We start from the raw sequence: 15,277 nt of genomic DNA on the forward strand, positions 1-15,277 counted from the left end.
GCTCAGTTGCCGCCTACCCGAATCTTCAATGCTTTTGGGTAAATTTCTTTCATCCCTGAAAATTCGGGGGTGTTGGTGCTTAACCCTGCACCACTTTTGCCACAGCGCGATCAAACCGCGCCATGCCTTCGATAATGTCGGCATCCGGGATCACCAGACTGGGCGCAAACCGCACCACGTCATAACCGGCCATCAGCACGAATAAACCTTCAGCAGCAGCGGCTAACAGGAATTCACGTGATTTGCCTTTGTACTGCTCATTCAGCGCAGCGCCTAATAACAGGCCCTGGCCGCGAACTTCGCTGAATACCTGGTATTTATCATTGATTTTCGCCAGTTCGGCGCGAAACAGTGCTTCTTTGGCTAACACACCGTCTAACACGGCAGGCTGGTTGATGGTGTCGATCGCAGCATAAGCCACAGCACAACCGAGCGGGTTGCCGCCATATGTAGAACCGTGGGTACCGACTTTCAGGTGCGCAGCAATTTCAGTGGTGGTCAGCATGGCGCCGATTGGGAAACCACCGCCGAGCGACTTGGCACTGGTCAGAATGTCCGGCACTACCGGCGTATGCATGTAGGCGTACAGCTTGCCGCTGCGGCCGACACCGGTTTGCACTTCATCAAAAATCAGCAGCGCATTGTGCGCATCACAAAGTTCACGCACACCGGCAATGAATTCTGCGGTCGCCGGAATAATACCGCCTTCGCCTTGTACCGGTTCCATAATCACAGCGCAGGTGTTGTCCGAAATCAGCGCTTTGAGGCTGTCCAGATTGTTGTATTCCGCATGCATAATGGCTGCAGGTTTTGGTCCGAAACCATCGGAATAAGCGGCCTGACCACCGACTGTCACGGTGAAGAAAGTGCGGCCATGGAAACTTTTGCCAAAAGAGATGATGTCTTGTTTGTGCTCGCCGAATTTTTCCAGTGCCCAGCGCCGCGCCAGTTTCAGCGCGGCTTCGTTGGCTTCAGCACCAGAGTTGGCGAAATAGACTTTGTCGGCGAAGGTATTATCGACCAGCTGCTTGGCGAGGCGCAGCGCCGGTTCGTTGGTCATCACGTTACTTAAATGCCAAAGTTTGCCGGCTTGTTCGGTCAGCGCGTTGACCAGCGCCGGGTGACAGTGACCCAGCGAACTCACCGCGATACCGCCAGCAAAATCGACATACTCGCGTTCGTCCTGGTCCCAGACGCGGGAGCCCTGGCCACGCACCGGAATAATTGGCGCCGGTGCGTAGTTTGGCACCATGACTTCATCAAACAAGGCGCGGGTAACGGGTATAGCTGCTGACATGATAAGTTCCTCTGAGTGCGGGAGGCCGTGATTGGCTTATGCAATTATGCAAAATTACGGCAGATTTTTATTCAGAATTATTTGGCAGTATTACAGAAAAAAACCGCAAAGTCTCGGGTAAAAAACGCTGAAACGCCCGAAAATAAAGGGCTGCAGATAGATTTGCACTTCAGGTGAATAACTAAGCAACTCATTGTTTCCGTATGCAGGCGCCGGCTCAGTGCTGGCGCGCTACATAAGCACAACAGCCGGTAGGGCCGGCTGTTGCATGAATATGGTGAAAATAATCTGGTCTGATCTGTATCAGGCCGGCGATTTAGTCGATTTCCAGCCGATCTAAGCGGGTTTGCTGCAACAACTGACGATGTTCCGGCCGGATCTGCACATCCTGCATCCATTGCAACTCTTCCGCGTCGGTCAGCAACTTGTACTTGCGCAGTGTCTGCGCCTGCACAAAATACACGGCCTGATGCACAATCTGCGTCAAGCGGCTGGCACCGCTAAAACCAACGCCCTCAGCGAATTGATCCAGCACCTGACTGAGTGGCAACCGTTTTAAGCCCCATTTTGCCACCAGATCGGCGCTGATATTGGCGGAAAATTCCTGAAAACAGGAATTGAGGAAACTGGCATCCGCGTCCAGGCTGTCCAGAGCATCGGTCAGCTCTGTATCCCGGGTGTCACGGGATTTCAGCATGGCAGCCTGTTTCACCTGCTGGTAGGTGCGCAAATAGGTACGCGCCACCACCAAGTATCCCAATGAATGGAACAAACCAGCGCAATAAGCCACAAAAGGATTTTCGCCGGTTTCTTCGGCCAGACGCTGAGCCGCCAACGCAACTGCAATACTGTACTGCCAGATTTGCCCTTTAAAGCCAGTAAAAGGATCGGTGGCATGGGGTAAGGAGCGTTTCAGGGCAAACACCGGCAGAATTTGCTGCATGGCTTCAAGCCCCAGCAATCCTAATGCCGGCTTAATCTCTTTAATGAAATTTCCGGACGGAGTTTTATTGCGGTATTGCGGCTGATTCACCAGCTTCAGTAAATCTTCTTTCAGCCAGTCTACCGGATTTATCAGATTTTCCAGTTGACTCAGCGTCAGCGCCCGGGCACTCAGCACATCCAACACGGCCGGAAATCCATCGGCCAGGTTAAATACGGTGCTGGCGATAGTGTCATATTTGCCGAGCTTCAGAAACAGTTCTTCGGCCACCTGGTCGTGCAGATGCGCCTGGGTAAATTCAACAAATTGTTGTTTGGCAATCGCGCCGGCCTGGCGGTTAAAAGCAGCCTGCTGTTCAATATCGAGCAAAGTGCGGCCAGCCGTTGTGTGCTGAGGACGTGCCGCCGCATTCGCCGCTTTTTGCGCCTGGCGCTTGTAACCATAACGCGTCTGATCGGGTTTTATTTCGAGGATGCAATCAAAAAAACGCTGTTGTTGCACTTGAGCAATTGACGACATGGAACCGCTTAATACTTTTATTCTGATTAAAGCAGTGTGCGGTGGCACAGCCTGCGCTGTCAATGCTGGCGCGCCTTTAGCGGCGGTGTTCGGCCAAAAAATTAGCGAGTAACTGATGACCTTGTTCGGTCAGAATGGCTTCGGGATGAAATTGCACGCCATGCAGTGGCAGATGACGATGCGCAATGCCCATAATTTCATCGATGTCACCGTCGGCGGTTTCGGTCCAGGCAGTCAGGCGAAAAGCGGCTGGTAACGATGTTTTGTCGACGATCAGCGAATGATAACGCGTGACACTAAGCGGATTGTTCAGGCCGCTGAACACCGAACTGTTGTCATGGCGGATCAGCGAGTTTTTGCCATGCACGACCTGGCGCGCGCGGACGATCTTTGCGCCAAAGGCCTGCGCTAATGCCTGATGGCCCAGACAGACGCCCAATATCGGTAACTTGCCGGCAAACTCAGTGATAGCAGCCAGCGAAATGCCGGCCTGATCCGGACTGCAGGGGCCAGGCGAAATCACCAGATAATCCGGCTTTAGCGTCGCAATACCGGCCAGATCAATCTCATCATGCCGTTTCACCACGACCTGTTGCCCCAGCTCAGCAAAATACTGCACCAGATTCCAGGTAAAAGAGTCGTAGTTATCGATCAACAGCAGCATGGCGTGAAAGGTCTCCTGAAGCCGGATGAAGCAAAGGCGGCGGATTCTACCGCAACTGAGCGGCCGACGCACAGTCCCGCGGCGATTAGCCGGTTGAAATGATCCCAGACACATTCTGTTACATGTTTTTGTTCCCGGTATCCCAACCATTTTGGCGCTCACTGTGACTCATTGGCATTGATATAAGGAATTGCTGATGAAAATAGCCGATACCAGCGCGCAAGATGAAGTTCTGCGCCCCACCCACTCGAAACTCCGCTGGCTGCTGCCGCTTACTGCTGTTACCGGTATTGGCTTGTTGCTATGGCTGGTGTTGCCTGCAATCCAAAGCTGGTCAGCGTCAGATATCTCCGTGCCGCTTTCGCGTGTGCGCATCGACACCGTCAAAACCAGCGATTTCACCCGCGATATTTCCGCCCAAGGCCAGGTGGTGGCAGCAGTCAGTCCCAAACTTTACGCGCCGGCGGAAGGCACTGTGACCCTGCTGCTCGATGCCGGTACTGAAGTGAAAAAAGGCCAAGTCCTCGCCACGCTCGACAGTCCTGAGCTCAACAACAAGCTGCAGCAGGAACAAGCCACGTTGTTCAGTCTGCAAACCAGCTATGACCGGCAGAAAATACTGGCGAAAAAACAGCAGCTGACCGATCAGAAAGCCGTCGACATCGCACAGGTCACGCTGACCACCGCCGATCGGGAAAAACGCCGCGCCGAACAAGGTTATGCGCTCAAAGCCATCAGTCAGATTGACTATGAAAAAGCGCGCGATGATTTGGACACTGCCAAAGTGCAGCATCGCCATGCGGTGGAAGACGCCGTGCTGAACAAAGAAAACCTCGAATTTGAACTGCAAAGCCTGGCGCAGGCACTGCAACGTCAGCAGCTGCTGGTCGGCGATTATCAGCGTCAGGTCGATAGCCTGAACGTGCGTTCACCGGTCGATGGTCTGCTCGGCAATCTCGCAGTGGAAAACAAAACCTACATCATCAAAAACCAGCTGATTTTGTCGGTGGTGGATTTGAGCCAGTTCGAAGTCGAGATCGCGGTACCGGAAAGTTATGCCAATGATTTGAGCATTGGCCTGCCGGTCGAAGTCACCGTTGAAAGCCAGGTCTACGCCGGCAAGCTTGTCACCATTTCACCGGAAGTGTTTGAAAACCAGGTGAAAGGCCGGGTGCGTTTCACCAAAGACGCGCCGACATCGTTACGGCAAAACCAACGTCTCGCCAGCCGCATTATGCTGGAGCAACGCCCGGCCGTGTTGCAGGTGGCACGCGGTCAGTTTTTGGATAGCAGCAATGGCCGCTTTGCTTATCTGGTACGGGACGGTATGGCAGTGAAAACCCCAATCGAAACCGGCGCCCGCAGTATCAATGCCGTTGAAATTCTGTCCGGCCTGAAATCCGGCGACCAAATCATTACCTCTGGCACTGACATTTTTCAGGGCGCCAGCACAGTCCAACTGAACTAATCCACAACGAATCATCAAGCCGGGCAGCGCCCACAGGAGAATCTATGCTCAGCATGAAAAACATCTGTAAATCTTTTGCCACCGACAACGTCGTCACGCACGCACTGCGCGACATTAATCTGGACCTTGGCGAAGGCGATTTTGTCAGCGTGACAGGCCCGTCCGGCTCCGGCAAAACCACCTTTTTAAATATCGCGGGTTTGCTGGAAAGCTCCACTTCGGGCGAATACTGGCTGGACGGTGAGGACATCAGCAAGCTGGACGACAAAGGCCGTTCGCGGATGCGTAACCAGAAAATTGGTTTTATCTTTCAGAGCTTTAACTTAATTCCAGATTTAAACCTGTTCGACAATGTCGACGTGCCACTGCGTTATCGCGGTTTTAATGCGAGCGAACGGAAAAAACGCATTGAGTATCATCTGGATCAGGTTGGCCTGGCTTCAAGAATGAAACATCTGCCGTCACAGCTATCCGGTGGTCAGCAGCAACGGGTAGCGATTGCCCGTGCGCTGGCTACTTCGCCACGTTTTTTACTGGCCGACGAACCAACCGGTAACCTGGATTCCAGCATGGCGCAGTCGGTGATGAGCTTGCTCGAAGACATCAATGCCAATGGCACCACCATTCTGATGGTCACGCACGATAACGGACTGGCGGCACGTGCCAAGCGGCAGATCTTTATCAAAGACGGCCATGCGCAGGAACTGGTGCAAGGCCAGCAGCACCATAACATTCATAATCTGGCTGCAGTCTGAGGAGGCAACATGTTCAGTTATTATCTGAAGCTGGCCTGGCTCAGCTCAAAACGCACCTGGGGCATGAGCCTGCTGATGGTGCTCGCCATTGCGCTTGGTATCGGCGCGGCCATGACCACCATCACGGTGAATTACCTGATGTCGGCCAACCCGATTCCGCAAAAAAGCGACCAGCTGTTTTATGTTCAGCTCGACAGTTGGGACCCGAATGACCCGTATTTTGATAACGGCGACCCGCCGGACCAGTTAACTTACCGGGACGCAACCACGTTATGGCAGGCAAAAAAAGCACCGCGTCAGAGTATCGCCACCGGCGCGGCCGGCGTGATTGAACCGGCTGACAAAGAAGCGCTGCCGTTTATGGCACAAGGCCGCGCCAACAGCGCTGATTTTTTCCCGATGTTTGATGTGCCGTTTTTATACGGCAGCGGCTGGGATGAACAGGCAGATTTAAATAAACAATTTGTTGTGGTGATCACTTCGGAAATCAATGACCGCTTATTTGGCGGCAAAGATTCCACCGGGCAAACGCTGCGCCTGGCCGGCAAAGATTTCCGCATCACAGGCGTCATCAAACGCTGGCAGCCACAACCACGTTTTTATGACATCAGCACCGGCGCTTTTCAGGATAGTGAAGAGTTTTTTGTACCCTTCAGTCTGATGGCAGACCAGATCCTCAGTCAGTCCGGCAATAACAATTGCTGGAAACCGACCGAATCCGGTTTTAAAGCTTATCTCGATTCTGAATGTATCTGGACTCAGTTATGGGTAGAGCTGCCAACCAAAGCCGATGTTGAGCAATATCAGAGTTATATCGACGCTTATGCCGACGAACAGCACAAGTTTGGCCGTTTTGCCCGCACCCGCAACAACAAGTTAAGCGACGTGATGACCTGGCTGGAACAACGCGAAGTGGTGTCGGAAGATGCCAGCATGATGATGGCGATGGCACTGATGTTTCTGGCGGTCTGCCTGCTGAATACAGTGGGGCTGCTGTTGGCAAAATTCCTTGGCAAAGCCAGTGAGATCGGTGTGCGTCAGGCCTTAGGCGCCAGCCGGCGTGACCTGTTCCTGCAGCATCTGGTGGAATCTGGTTGTATTGGCCTCGCCGGTGGTTTATTGGGCCTGGTGCTGGCATGGCTGGGGCTTGCTGCCGTCAAATCGATGTACGGGGACTGGATGGCCGAACTGGCGGTACTGGACCTGAACATGGTGTTGCTGGCGATTTTATTGGCCATTGTGTCCAGCATTCTGGCTGGCCTGTATCCAACCTGGCGCGCCTGTCAGGTGCAGCCATCCCAACAATTAAAAGCGCAATAAGGAGCTTATCATGCTTGAACTCGGTCCGATGATCCGCGCCTTAATGCGCAACAAAATTGGTGCTTTGCTGATTGCGCTGCAAATCGCGCTGACGCTGACCATTATGGTCAACGCCATCTTTATGATGCAGGAACGCAACCGGCAGATGGCCAGAGCCAGTGGGGTGGACGAACAGAATACGTTTTACCTGAGTAACACTGTGTTTGGTGAAAACTATCCGTTGCAAAGTGCTTTGGCGCGGGATTTAGACCAAATCCGTAAAACGCCGGGCGTGGTCGCTGCGACGCAAATTAATGCGATTCCACTGAGTGGCGGCGGCTGGTCAATGGGCCTGCAAACCAAACCGGGGGATGATGTCGACGGCACCGGCACGGCGATTTATTTTGTCGATACCCAGGGTATTGCCGCCCTTGGCGTTGAACTGCTGGCTGGTGAAAACTTCAGCGAAAGCGACATTGGCTGGCGCGAACGTTCGAGCAATAAATGGCCGCCGAAAATCATCATCACGCAAACACTGGCCGAAAAGCTGTTTGATGGTGACTGGAAAAAGGCGCTGGGCCAGACGGTCTACATCAATAACCATGACCCGATGCAGGTGACTGGTATCGTCAAAAGCCTGCAATCACCTTGGAATGGCTGGGACAATACTGAACATGCGTCTCTGGTACCAAGCCAGCTGGAAAATAAAGGCTCGCGAATTTTTATCCGCACTGAGCCGGGCCGGCGTGATGCGCTGATGCCGGTCATTGAAAAGATGCTGGCGGACAGCGACAAACAGCGGATTATCCGTAATGTCAAAACGATGAGTGAAACCCGTGATGAAAGTTACCGTGAGCATCAGGCCACCAACAATATCCTGTTGACCGTCATTATCGTGTTAACGCTGATCACCGGTTTTGGTATCGTTGGCCTTGCCATGTTCAGCATCAATCGCCGCACCCGGCAAATCGGCACCCGCCGTGCACTCGGCGCCAGTCAGTGGCAAATTATGCGGTTTTTTATGCTGGAGAACCTGCTGATTAGCAGTCTCGGTGTGGTGCTTGGCATTGGCGGCGCCGTAGGCCTGAATATCTGGCTGGTCAGCACTTTTGCCATGACACCGCTGACCCCGGGCCTGCTGCTCGTCGGCTGCGCCGCGCTGTTACTGGTCGGCCAGCTCGCCGTCAGTTACCCGGCTTTGATAGCAGCCCGCATTTCCCCCGCCACCGCAACCCGCGGCCGGGCTTAAAGGTCTTCGACACAGGCGTTGTGATGGCAAAACCGCAGCGCCAAAAACCTATAGCACCATATAGTTTAAAAAAGCGGCAGCAGCGATAAGCAGAATGGCCGCAGGCAAGGCAGATTTTTGAAGCTTTAGTGGTTCTAAAGCGAGAAAATTTAACGCCGCATATGGCCATTCTGCTATCGCCCGTCCGGAAGCGCCTGCAATTGCCTAATGCGGCGTTGCCAGAGCTCGAAAGAGCACAACTATTCCTTCGCCTTGCCTGAGGTAATTTCAGGCTGATCTGCTGTTCGCTTATTAAACGATATGGTGCTCTAATGCAGGATAGGCCGGCGCACAGCTGCCAGCCGTTCCCCTATCCTGTCGATCAATGCTTGTTTTAAATAAGCAGATCCAATACAGCGGCCAATCACAGACTGATAGTGTTTTTCCACTGCAGCCAACAACTTATCGATAGTCACCTGTACTGCTTTTGCATTCAGCCCCAATGCTTCGCCGAATAACAGAAAATCATGTTGGGTGTAATAACCGTATTGCCGGTAACTGCTGGAGAACACATCCTGTTGCTCCAAATCAGTCAGCCACAGACTCAGCGCAAAGCCGTCATAAGCACGGTAAGGTGCCACCGACACCATATCGTAGATATTGCTAAACCCCTGCATAATAACGCCGGTGCCCACAGCATCACGTTGCAAAGCGAAGTTTTTCAGGTGTAAATCGTTATTGCCGATCAGATAAGCCATCAACACCTGACGAAAGCCCTGTTGCAATATTGTGGCCTTTTGCCCACAGAGCTGATACGCCTGTCGCAGCGCCATGGCATAACTTAAGCGCTCGTCATCTTTGCGCCCTGGCGCCACATTCAGACAAGATGCCAAATCTTCAACCAGCGGCAGCTGTCCCCCCGGCACATTTGGCAAATCAAAGCGCCGTGTCACATAGGCCAACTCACCACAGGCAAACGGCAGCAGATAATGTTCCGCCACGGTAAAGCCAGCGGCTTTGCATAGCTGCATCATCATATATTCGTTTTCAGCTAGCTCCGGTAGATCCCGTGGTGAGGGTTTAACAATATACGGACCGGCACCGCTGCAACTTTGCAGGGTTAAAGGCTTCTGCAGGTCTGGTGTTAAGAACATTTTCGGCTGTACACCTGAAATAGAGGCCCGGCCAAATGAAGCCATTGCCACGTCATTAAATTCGTCGCGGCGAAAAGCGATACGAAAACGACTTAAATCGGCTGGCAACCCGACACCTGAAAGGCTCACGGGCAAAAACGACCGGCCGCTCAGCGGCAGTTGCGCCACTAACTCATCATTTAGCACACTGACAGCACCGATCAGCTCGGCGCCATTAGCCAGCAACAGACCAAATGCATCGTCCCGGTCCAAGCCGGCTTTTTGCGCCTGATAACGCCGAACCCAGCCTTCACTGACCAGATTGGCAAAAAAGGGCGGAAACACGTCAAAGTTGTATGGCACCGGCGTCAGCGGGAAATTGACCCCGATAGGCGGACCGTTGAAATCTAGATAGTCCTGATGATAACTGAACACATATGATTGCCTGACATTGGCCTGCCATTCCTGCAGCAGACCAGCAAGGCGTTGATTAACATAGACATAACCAGTCCGATTCAACTTCATTTTGCTACCAGGCCTTTGGCTCCGACATAAAGCTGGTACCCCAATGTATCCAACACCGCTTGCACAGTGCCCAGCCGGCTGCTGTGCAGCTCGTTTCTCAGCCGGTAATAAGTACTGGGCGCTATCCCGGCTAATAACCACAGTTCACTGACTGGCATCTGCTGTACCTGCTGGTCGAGCAGTCGGTTCAGACTATCCTGATCCAGGGGTTGTACGGACGTCATGTTCACTGACACCGCCGCATGGGCGATTTGTTGGTTCAAAGCGGCTAACTGTGCGCTGAGCTGTTGTTGTTGCATCAATAACTGTGACAATTGAGTCATAACAATTCCCGTATAAGAAATTAAAACTCGATTTTGACTGGAGAATACTCGTATTTAAGCATTAAAAACAGAAAAATACCATAAATGGAATAAATATAGAATTTAATAGATACATTTACCTTATACGAGATAATTGATGACTAAATTCCAAATAAGGAATTAAAAATACAAAATAGACGATAAATTTACAATTAAAGGAAATTAAGTTGCTGCTGCAAATAATCCAACAATAACCGCACTTTTTGCGGCAAATGCTGATTGAGCGGGTATAAAGCCCAGATACCATCGTCTTTGGGCTGCAGCTCCGGCAATAATTCAACCAAAGTGCCCTGTTGCAGATGCGGAACCAGGTAATAATCCGGCAGTTGTGCGATGCCAAGGCCTTTCAGCACTGCATCGGTCAGCGCGACACCGCTGTTACATTTGATATAAGGCGTGGGCCTGATCTGCAGTTTCTGGCCCTGCTGCTCAAAGCGCCAGTACTCAACCGAACCGACCAGACAACGATGCTGGCTGAGGTCACTGAGCTGTGCCGGGATGCCCTGCTCCGCCAGATAGGCCGGACTTGCCGCCAGATAAGCGCGCCGGCTGCCGAGTTTTCGCGCCTGCAAGCCGGAGTCGCTGAGCTGGCCAAGCCGGATGGCGCAGTCAAATCCACCTTTGACCAAATCGAGCTGGGCATTGGTTAAATCCAGCTCCAGCTGCAAGCGCGGGTACTTTTTCAAAAAGTCATGCAGCAGCGGCGCAATCACTGTTTCGCCATAAAATACCGGCGCGGTCAGTTTAATCAGGCCCGATGGCTGGCCCTGTAAATCCAGCAGTTGCTGATTCGCCTGCACCAGTCCATGTAACAAAGGCCGGCATTGCTGCAAATACAAAGTGCCGGGTTCGGTCAGATGCACCTGCCGCGTAGTGCGTTGCAGCAATAACACCTGCAGGCGTTGCTCCAGTTCGCGCACATTGCGGCTGACCTGTGCGACCGACATCCCAAGCTGACGCGCCGCCGCGGAAAAACTGCCCAGTTCCGCCACTGCAACAAACTCGGACACACCCTGCCATTCTTTCATTTATGCAAAACTCATTTTCATTTTTGCCTGATTATCTTCGATTAAGAAATAATTACAATGCACCATACTCTGTCGTCGTTTAGTGGGACATCTTTTACTGGGTTGCCTATTATTGGCTATCGTGATGACCCCGCCCTCTTTACAGGAACCGAACCATGCAAATGATTAAAACCCGCGCCGCAGTGGCCTGGGGCCCAGGCCAGCCACTGTCAATTGAAGAAGTCGATTTAATGCCACCACAACAATGTGAAGTACTGGTTCGTATTATCGCTACCGGCGTCTGTCATACCGACGCTTATACGCTGTCGGGCCAGGATTCAGAAGGCAAGTTTCCTTGTATCCTTGGCCACGAAGGTGGCGGTATTGTTGAAGCGGTAGGCCCTGGCGTCACCAGCGTCGCTGTCGGCGACCATGTGATCCCGCTGTACACGCCGGAATGTGGTCAATGCAAATTCTGTTTATCCGGCAAAACCAATTTGTGTCAGGCCATTCGTGCCACGCAAGGCCAGGGCCTGATGCCGGATGGCACCACGCGTTTCTCCAAAGACGGCCAGCCAATTTTCCACTACATGGGCACGTCAACCTTCTCTGAATACACAGTGCTGCCGGAAATTTCCTTGGCCAAAATCAATAAAGCCGCGCCACTGGAAAAAGTTTGTTTGCTTGGTTGTGGCGTGACGACCGGCATGGGCGCTGTGATGAATACCGCCAAAGTGAAGGAAGGTGACACAGTGGCGATTTTTGGCCTCGGCGGCATTGGTTTGTCGGCGGTGATCGGTGCGGTAATGGCCAAAGCCAGCCGCATCATCGCTATTGATATCAACGAATCCAAGTTTGATATCGCGCTGAAATTAGGTGCGACCGATGTGGTCAATCCGAAGAACTTCAGCAAGCCGATTCAGGAAGTCATAGTCGAGATGACTGACGGCGGGGTGGATTTCTCTTTTGAATGTATCGGCAACGTCAATGTGATGCGCTCAGCGTTAGAGTGCTGCCACAAAGGCTGGGGCGAGTCGGTGATTATCGGCGTGGCACCGGCAGGCGCGGAAATTTCTACCCGGCCCTTCCAGCTGGTGACAGGCCGGGTCTGGCGCGGCACCGCTTTTGGTGGTGTCAAAGGTCGCAGTGAACTGCCGGATTACGTTGAACGTTATCTTAATGGTGAGTTTGAGCTGGATACTTTTATCACGCACACCATGCCGTTGGAGCGGATCAATGAAGCCTTTGATTTGATGCATGAAGGCAAATCAATCCGCACTGTAATTCACTTCTGATTTTTTGACCCGGCACCTTCAGGTGCCGGGTGTTTGACAAGGATTAAAGTATGTCACTGACGCAACTGGCCGAATCCCGTCTGTTTGACGGCCGCCAGCTGAAGTTTGAACACTTTGCCAATACACTGAGCTGTAAAATGCAGTTTTCGGTGTATTTGCCGCCGCAGGCTGAAACGCAAAAAGTGCCGGCGCTGTATTGGCTATCCGGCCTCACCTGCACCGACGAAAACTTCTCGGTCAAAGCCGGTGCGCAGCGCGTTGCCGCCGAGCTTGGCATTGCACTGATTATTCCGGATACCAGCCCGCGTGGCGAATTGGTGGCCAATGATCCGGCCTATGATTTGGGTCAGGGCGCCGGTTTTTACGTCAATGCCACTGAAGCCCCCTGGACTGCGCACTACCGGATGTACGATTACATCAGCCGCGAATTGCCGGCCATTTTGCCGGTGGCCCTGCCACTGACACAGGTGAAGTCGATCAGCGGGCATTCGATGGGCGGTCATGGCGCCTTAGTACTGGCACTGCGCCAACCGGCGGCATATCGCTCAGTCTCCGCTTTTTCGCCGATTTGTCAGCCCAGCCAATGTGACTGGGGCCGCAAAGCCTTCAGTGCTTACCTTGGCGATACCGTCACAGATTGGCTGGAATACGACGCCAGCGCGTTACTCAGTAAAGCAACGATGGTGCCGCCAATGCTGGTGGATCAGGGCGATAAAGACCAGTTCTATCCGGCTCAGCTGCGCACTGAAGCACTGATCGACGCGGCGGCCAGCAGTGGCGCCAAAGTCGATATCCGTTTTCAGCGCGGCTACGATCATTCCTACTATTTCATCAGCAGCTTTATCGAAGAACATCTGCGTTTTCACGCACGTTATTTGTTTGAATAAGTTGCTGTAACACCTGTTAAGCCTCGCTGGCCGCCCGCCCTGCAATGTTGGCCGCCAGCTTTTCCCCACGCCGGCTGAGCCGGCGTTTTTTTATCTCCATTTTCGGCAAAATCCGCTATAGCTTAATAAGTCCTTTTGCATATTCATCGGAGATTTTGTTATGCCGCAGCCGGATCAAGTCACCTCGCCGTTTTATGTCGAATCTCACACCAGCTTTCAACAAGACGACCTTTTACTCCAACCAGATTATTTTCACGGCGAACTGAATGCCAGTGAAGACAGTGTTGAGTGGCAGGAATTTGCGTTGTTGCAGCAGCCGACTCGCACTGACTTTTAACCACGTACGGCGGCGCTTCGCTGGCACGTACCTACTTTCCAAAGGTGGTTGGTAGATGTATGGACTCCCTCTTCCCCAGAGGGATATGGTGAAGTCGTCAAACAAACCAAAAGAGAGTCCATACATGCAAAACTATACAGTTCTGGCGATTGATTTAGCAAAACATGTGTTTCAGGTGGTCAAAACCACCGGGTATGGCAAGGCGGTTTTTAATAAAAAAATGAACCGTACAGAGCTCAAAAAGCTGTTATGTAACGAACCCAAAGCGACGGTGGTGATGGAAGCCTGCGGCGGCAGCCATTATTGGTGTCGCCTGGCAGAGTCGTTTGGTCATCAGGTCAAAGCGTTGCCGGCCCGGCAGGTGAAGCCTTTTCGGCAGGGACAAAAAACCGATGCCAATGATGCAGTTGCGATTGCCACCGCGGCGCGCCAGCCTCATTTAAAACCAGCACGGGTCCTGAGTGAGGAAGAGCAGGGTTTACAGTGTATTGAGAAGATGCGCGAGCTGCAGGTGGCGCATAAAACGGCGCTGAGTAATCAGTTGCGGGGCTTGTTGTTTGAGTTTGGCATCGTGATGAGCAAATCCGATGCAGCACTTAAAAAAGCACTGCCGGAAATTCTGGAAGATGCAGAAAATGGTTTACCGGGCGGATTCAGAACCGCGCTGGCGCAGATATGGGCCTTGTATTTAACGATAATTTCGGAACTTGAAAAGCTCAGCCAGTTTCAGCACCAGCTCACCCTGCAGGATGAGCAGGGCCGTGCGTTGAGCGCGCTGGAAGGCGTTGGCCCGGTGGGCGCTTTGGGTTTGAAGCTGGCGATTGGAAATGGTGCGCATTTTAAAAACGGCCGCCAGGCCGCAGCCTGTATCGGGGTTACGCCGGTGCAGCACAGCAGTGGTGGTAAAGAAAACATCGGCTCCATCAGTAAGCTCAGCGGCCATAAGAAACTACGCTCTGTGCTCATCCAGGGCGCGATGGCCGTTTTGCGGCATCTGGCACAACGTGAGGCCAGAAATACCAAAGAACAATGGTTAAAAGCGCTGGTGCAACGCAGAGGAACACGGATTGCGGCAGTGGCGCTGGCCAATAAAACAGTGCGGACAGCATGGGCAATGCTGAGCCGGCAACAAGAGTACCAAGCGCCGGGATTGTTGGCGTAAGCGTTCTGTCAGCAGATGCGACACATACAGGTAAGACCGACCATCAAGAGCCTGCGCGTACCTCAGCGTTGAAAAAACCGCTTCGTAGAATAGGCATGATGGTGCGACAACATCGATGTGGCAGAGGTAGCTCCTCAACAAAGCCCGAATATAAGCTCGCATCTATACCCGTATGCAAAGATCTGTTGATAGTCCCGAGGGAGTCCATATAAGGTACGCGCAAGCGTCAGCGCGCAGTACATATCTGATCCGCAATAGAGCGATAGCACGCTATAGATTGCCCTGTCATGAGCCGTGAAGTGCTGCGATTCCATGTCAATCTGTAGGCTGGTGGTCTTGTGCTTCAACAGCATTCGGCTTATTTTGCTGCAAACATATTGAATTTCAGTAAACAAA

The 15,277-nt window shown here is 52.6% G+C and carries 14 protein-coding genes; 8 read left to right on the plus strand and 6 right to left on the minus strand.

The window, feature by feature from the left end; all coding sequences use genetic code 11:
• Nucleotides 1-79: 79 nt before the first annotated feature.
• From ATY27_RS17005 to ATY27_RS17015, 3 genes are all read right to left on the minus strand, one after another.
• Nucleotides 80-1,297: an aspartate aminotransferase family protein gene (locus tag ATY27_RS17005; RefSeq protein WP_208931787.1), complete on the minus strand. Its 1,218-nt coding sequence runs from the start codon at nt 1,295-1,297 to the stop codon at nt 80-82.
• Nucleotides 1,298-1,613: 316 nt separating this feature from the next.
• Nucleotides 1,614-2,759, minus strand: coding sequence for an HDOD domain-containing protein (locus ATY27_RS17010; protein WP_208931788.1), 1,146 nt, complete (start codon nt 2,757-2,759; stop codon nt 1,614-1,616).
• Between the two features lie 76 nt (nt 2,760-2,835).
• Nucleotides 2,836-3,423, minus strand: a complete 588-nt coding sequence (locus ATY27_RS17015; RefSeq protein ID WP_208931789.1) for an aminodeoxychorismate/anthranilate synthase component II — start codon at nt 3,421-3,423, stop codon at nt 2,836-2,838.
• A 196-nt stretch (nt 3,424-3,619) separates the two neighbouring features.
• Between ATY27_RS17015 and ATY27_RS17020 the strand changes: the two genes are divergently transcribed.
• Genes ATY27_RS17020 through ATY27_RS17035 form a run of 4 tightly spaced genes read left to right on the plus strand, consistent with a single transcriptional unit; the run spans nt 3,620 to nt 8,194 of the window.
• Nucleotides 3,620-4,891, plus strand: a complete 1,272-nt coding sequence (locus ATY27_RS17020) for an HlyD family efflux transporter periplasmic adaptor subunit (protein WP_208931790.1) — start codon at nt 3,620-3,622, stop codon at nt 4,889-4,891.
• Nucleotides 4,892-4,935: 44 nt separating this feature from the next.
• A complete protein-coding gene (locus tag ATY27_RS17025; RefSeq protein ID WP_208931791.1) occupies nt 4,936-5,646 on the plus strand; it encodes an ABC transporter ATP-binding protein in 711 nt (236 codons plus the stop codon).
• Nucleotides 5,647-5,655: 9 nt separating this feature from the next.
• Complete coding sequence (locus tag ATY27_RS17030; RefSeq protein ID WP_208931792.1) at nt 5,656-6,966, plus strand: ABC transporter permease; 1,311 nt, start codon at nt 5,656-5,658, stop codon at nt 6,964-6,966.
• 10 nt (nt 6,967-6,976) lie between these two features.
• Nucleotides 6,977-8,194 (plus strand): FtsX-like permease family protein, encoded by a 1,218-nt coding sequence (locus ATY27_RS17035; protein ID WP_208931793.1) that lies wholly within the window; start codon nt 6,977-6,979, stop codon nt 8,192-8,194.
• A gap of 308 nt (nt 8,195-8,502) precedes the next feature.
• On the opposite strand, the gene ATY27_RS17040 is transcribed toward ATY27_RS17035, so the two are convergent.
• From ATY27_RS17040 to ATY27_RS17050, 3 genes are all read right to left on the minus strand, one after another.
• On the minus strand, nt 8,503-9,831 hold the full coding sequence (locus ATY27_RS17040) for a type II toxin-antitoxin system HipA family toxin (RefSeq protein WP_208931794.1): 1,329 nt from the start codon (nt 9,829-9,831) through the stop codon (nt 8,503-8,505).
• Nucleotides 9,828-10,154, minus strand: a complete 327-nt coding sequence (locus tag ATY27_RS17045) for a hypothetical protein (RefSeq protein ID WP_208931795.1) — start codon at nt 10,152-10,154, stop codon at nt 9,828-9,830. Before ATY27_RS17045 ends, ATY27_RS17040 begins: the two co-directional genes overlap by 4 nt.
• Nucleotides 10,155-10,345: 191 nt before the next feature.
• Nucleotides 10,346-11,221, minus strand: a complete 876-nt coding sequence (locus ATY27_RS17050; RefSeq protein WP_208931796.1) for a LysR family transcriptional regulator — start codon at nt 11,219-11,221, stop codon at nt 10,346-10,348.
• A 161-nt stretch (nt 11,222-11,382) separates the two neighbouring features.
• On the opposite strand from ATY27_RS17050, the gene ATY27_RS17055 reads away from it, so the two are divergent.
• The 4 genes from ATY27_RS17055 (at nt 11,383) to ATY27_RS17070 (ending at nt 14,881) form a co-directional block, all read left to right on the plus strand.
• A complete protein-coding gene (locus ATY27_RS17055; RefSeq protein WP_208933537.1) occupies nt 11,383-12,495 on the plus strand; it encodes an S-(hydroxymethyl)glutathione dehydrogenase/class III alcohol dehydrogenase in 1,113 nt (370 codons plus the stop codon).
• Nucleotides 12,496-12,545: 50 nt separating this feature from the next.
• Nucleotides 12,546-13,382, plus strand: coding sequence for an S-formylglutathione hydrolase (fghA, locus tag ATY27_RS17060; RefSeq protein WP_347876413.1), 837 nt, complete (start codon nt 12,546-12,548; stop codon nt 13,380-13,382).
• 160 nt (nt 13,383-13,542) lie between these two features.
• On the plus strand, nt 13,543-13,719 hold the full coding sequence (locus ATY27_RS17065; protein WP_208931797.1) for a hypothetical protein: 177 nt from the start codon (nt 13,543-13,545) through the stop codon (nt 13,717-13,719).
• Between the two features lie 124 nt (nt 13,720-13,843).
• Entirely contained in the window at nt 13,844-14,881 is a 1,038-nt protein-coding gene (locus ATY27_RS17070; protein WP_208931798.1) for an IS110 family transposase, read from the plus strand.
• Nucleotides 14,882-15,277 lie beyond the last annotated feature (396 nt).

It is taken from the genome of Rheinheimera sp. F8 (assembly GCF_001518915.1).

Excerpts from the sequence above, each read along its gene's own strand:
- ATY27_RS17005 (WP_208931787.1), bottom strand. The coding sequence starts at position 1,297 with ATGTCAGCAGCTATACCCGTTACCCGCGCCTTGTTTGATGAAGTCATG.
- ATY27_RS17010 (WP_208931788.1), bottom strand. The coding sequence starts at position 2,759 with ATGTCGTCAATTGCTCAAGTGCAACAACAGCGTTTTTTTGATTGCATC.
- ATY27_RS17015 (WP_208931789.1), bottom strand. The coding sequence starts at position 3,423 with ATGCTGCTGTTGATCGATAACTACGACTCTTTTACCTGGAATCTGGTG.
- ATY27_RS17020 (WP_208931790.1), top strand. The coding sequence starts at position 3,620 with ATGAAAATAGCCGATACCAGCGCGCAAGATGAAGTTCTGCGCCCCACC.
- ATY27_RS17025 (WP_208931791.1), top strand. The coding sequence starts at position 4,936 with ATGCTCAGCATGAAAAACATCTGTAAATCTTTTGCCACCGACAACGTC.
- ATY27_RS17030 (WP_208931792.1), top strand. The coding sequence starts at position 5,656 with ATGTTCAGTTATTATCTGAAGCTGGCCTGGCTCAGCTCAAAACGCACC.
- ATY27_RS17035 (WP_208931793.1), top strand. The coding sequence starts at position 6,977 with ATGCTTGAACTCGGTCCGATGATCCGCGCCTTAATGCGCAACAAAATT.
- ATY27_RS17040 (WP_208931794.1), bottom strand. The coding sequence starts at position 9,831 with ATGAAGTTGAATCGGACTGGTTATGTCTATGTTAATCAACGCCTTGCT.
- ATY27_RS17045 (WP_208931795.1), bottom strand. The coding sequence starts at position 10,154 with ATGACTCAATTGTCACAGTTATTGATGCAACAACAACAGCTCAGCGCA.
- ATY27_RS17050 (WP_208931796.1), bottom strand. The coding sequence starts at position 11,221 with ATGAAAGAATGGCAGGGTGTGTCCGAGTTTGTTGCAGTGGCGGAACTG.
- ATY27_RS17055 (WP_208933537.1), top strand. The coding sequence starts at position 11,383 with ATGATTAAAACCCGCGCCGCAGTGGCCTGGGGCCCAGGCCAGCCACTG.
- fghA (WP_347876413.1), top strand. The coding sequence starts at position 12,546 with ATGTCACTGACGCAACTGGCCGAATCCCGTCTGTTTGACGGCCGCCAG.
- ATY27_RS17065 (WP_208931797.1), top strand. The coding sequence starts at position 13,543 with ATGCCGCAGCCGGATCAAGTCACCTCGCCGTTTTATGTCGAATCTCAC.
- ATY27_RS17070 (WP_208931798.1), top strand. The coding sequence starts at position 13,844 with ATGCAAAACTATACAGTTCTGGCGATTGATTTAGCAAAACATGTGTTT.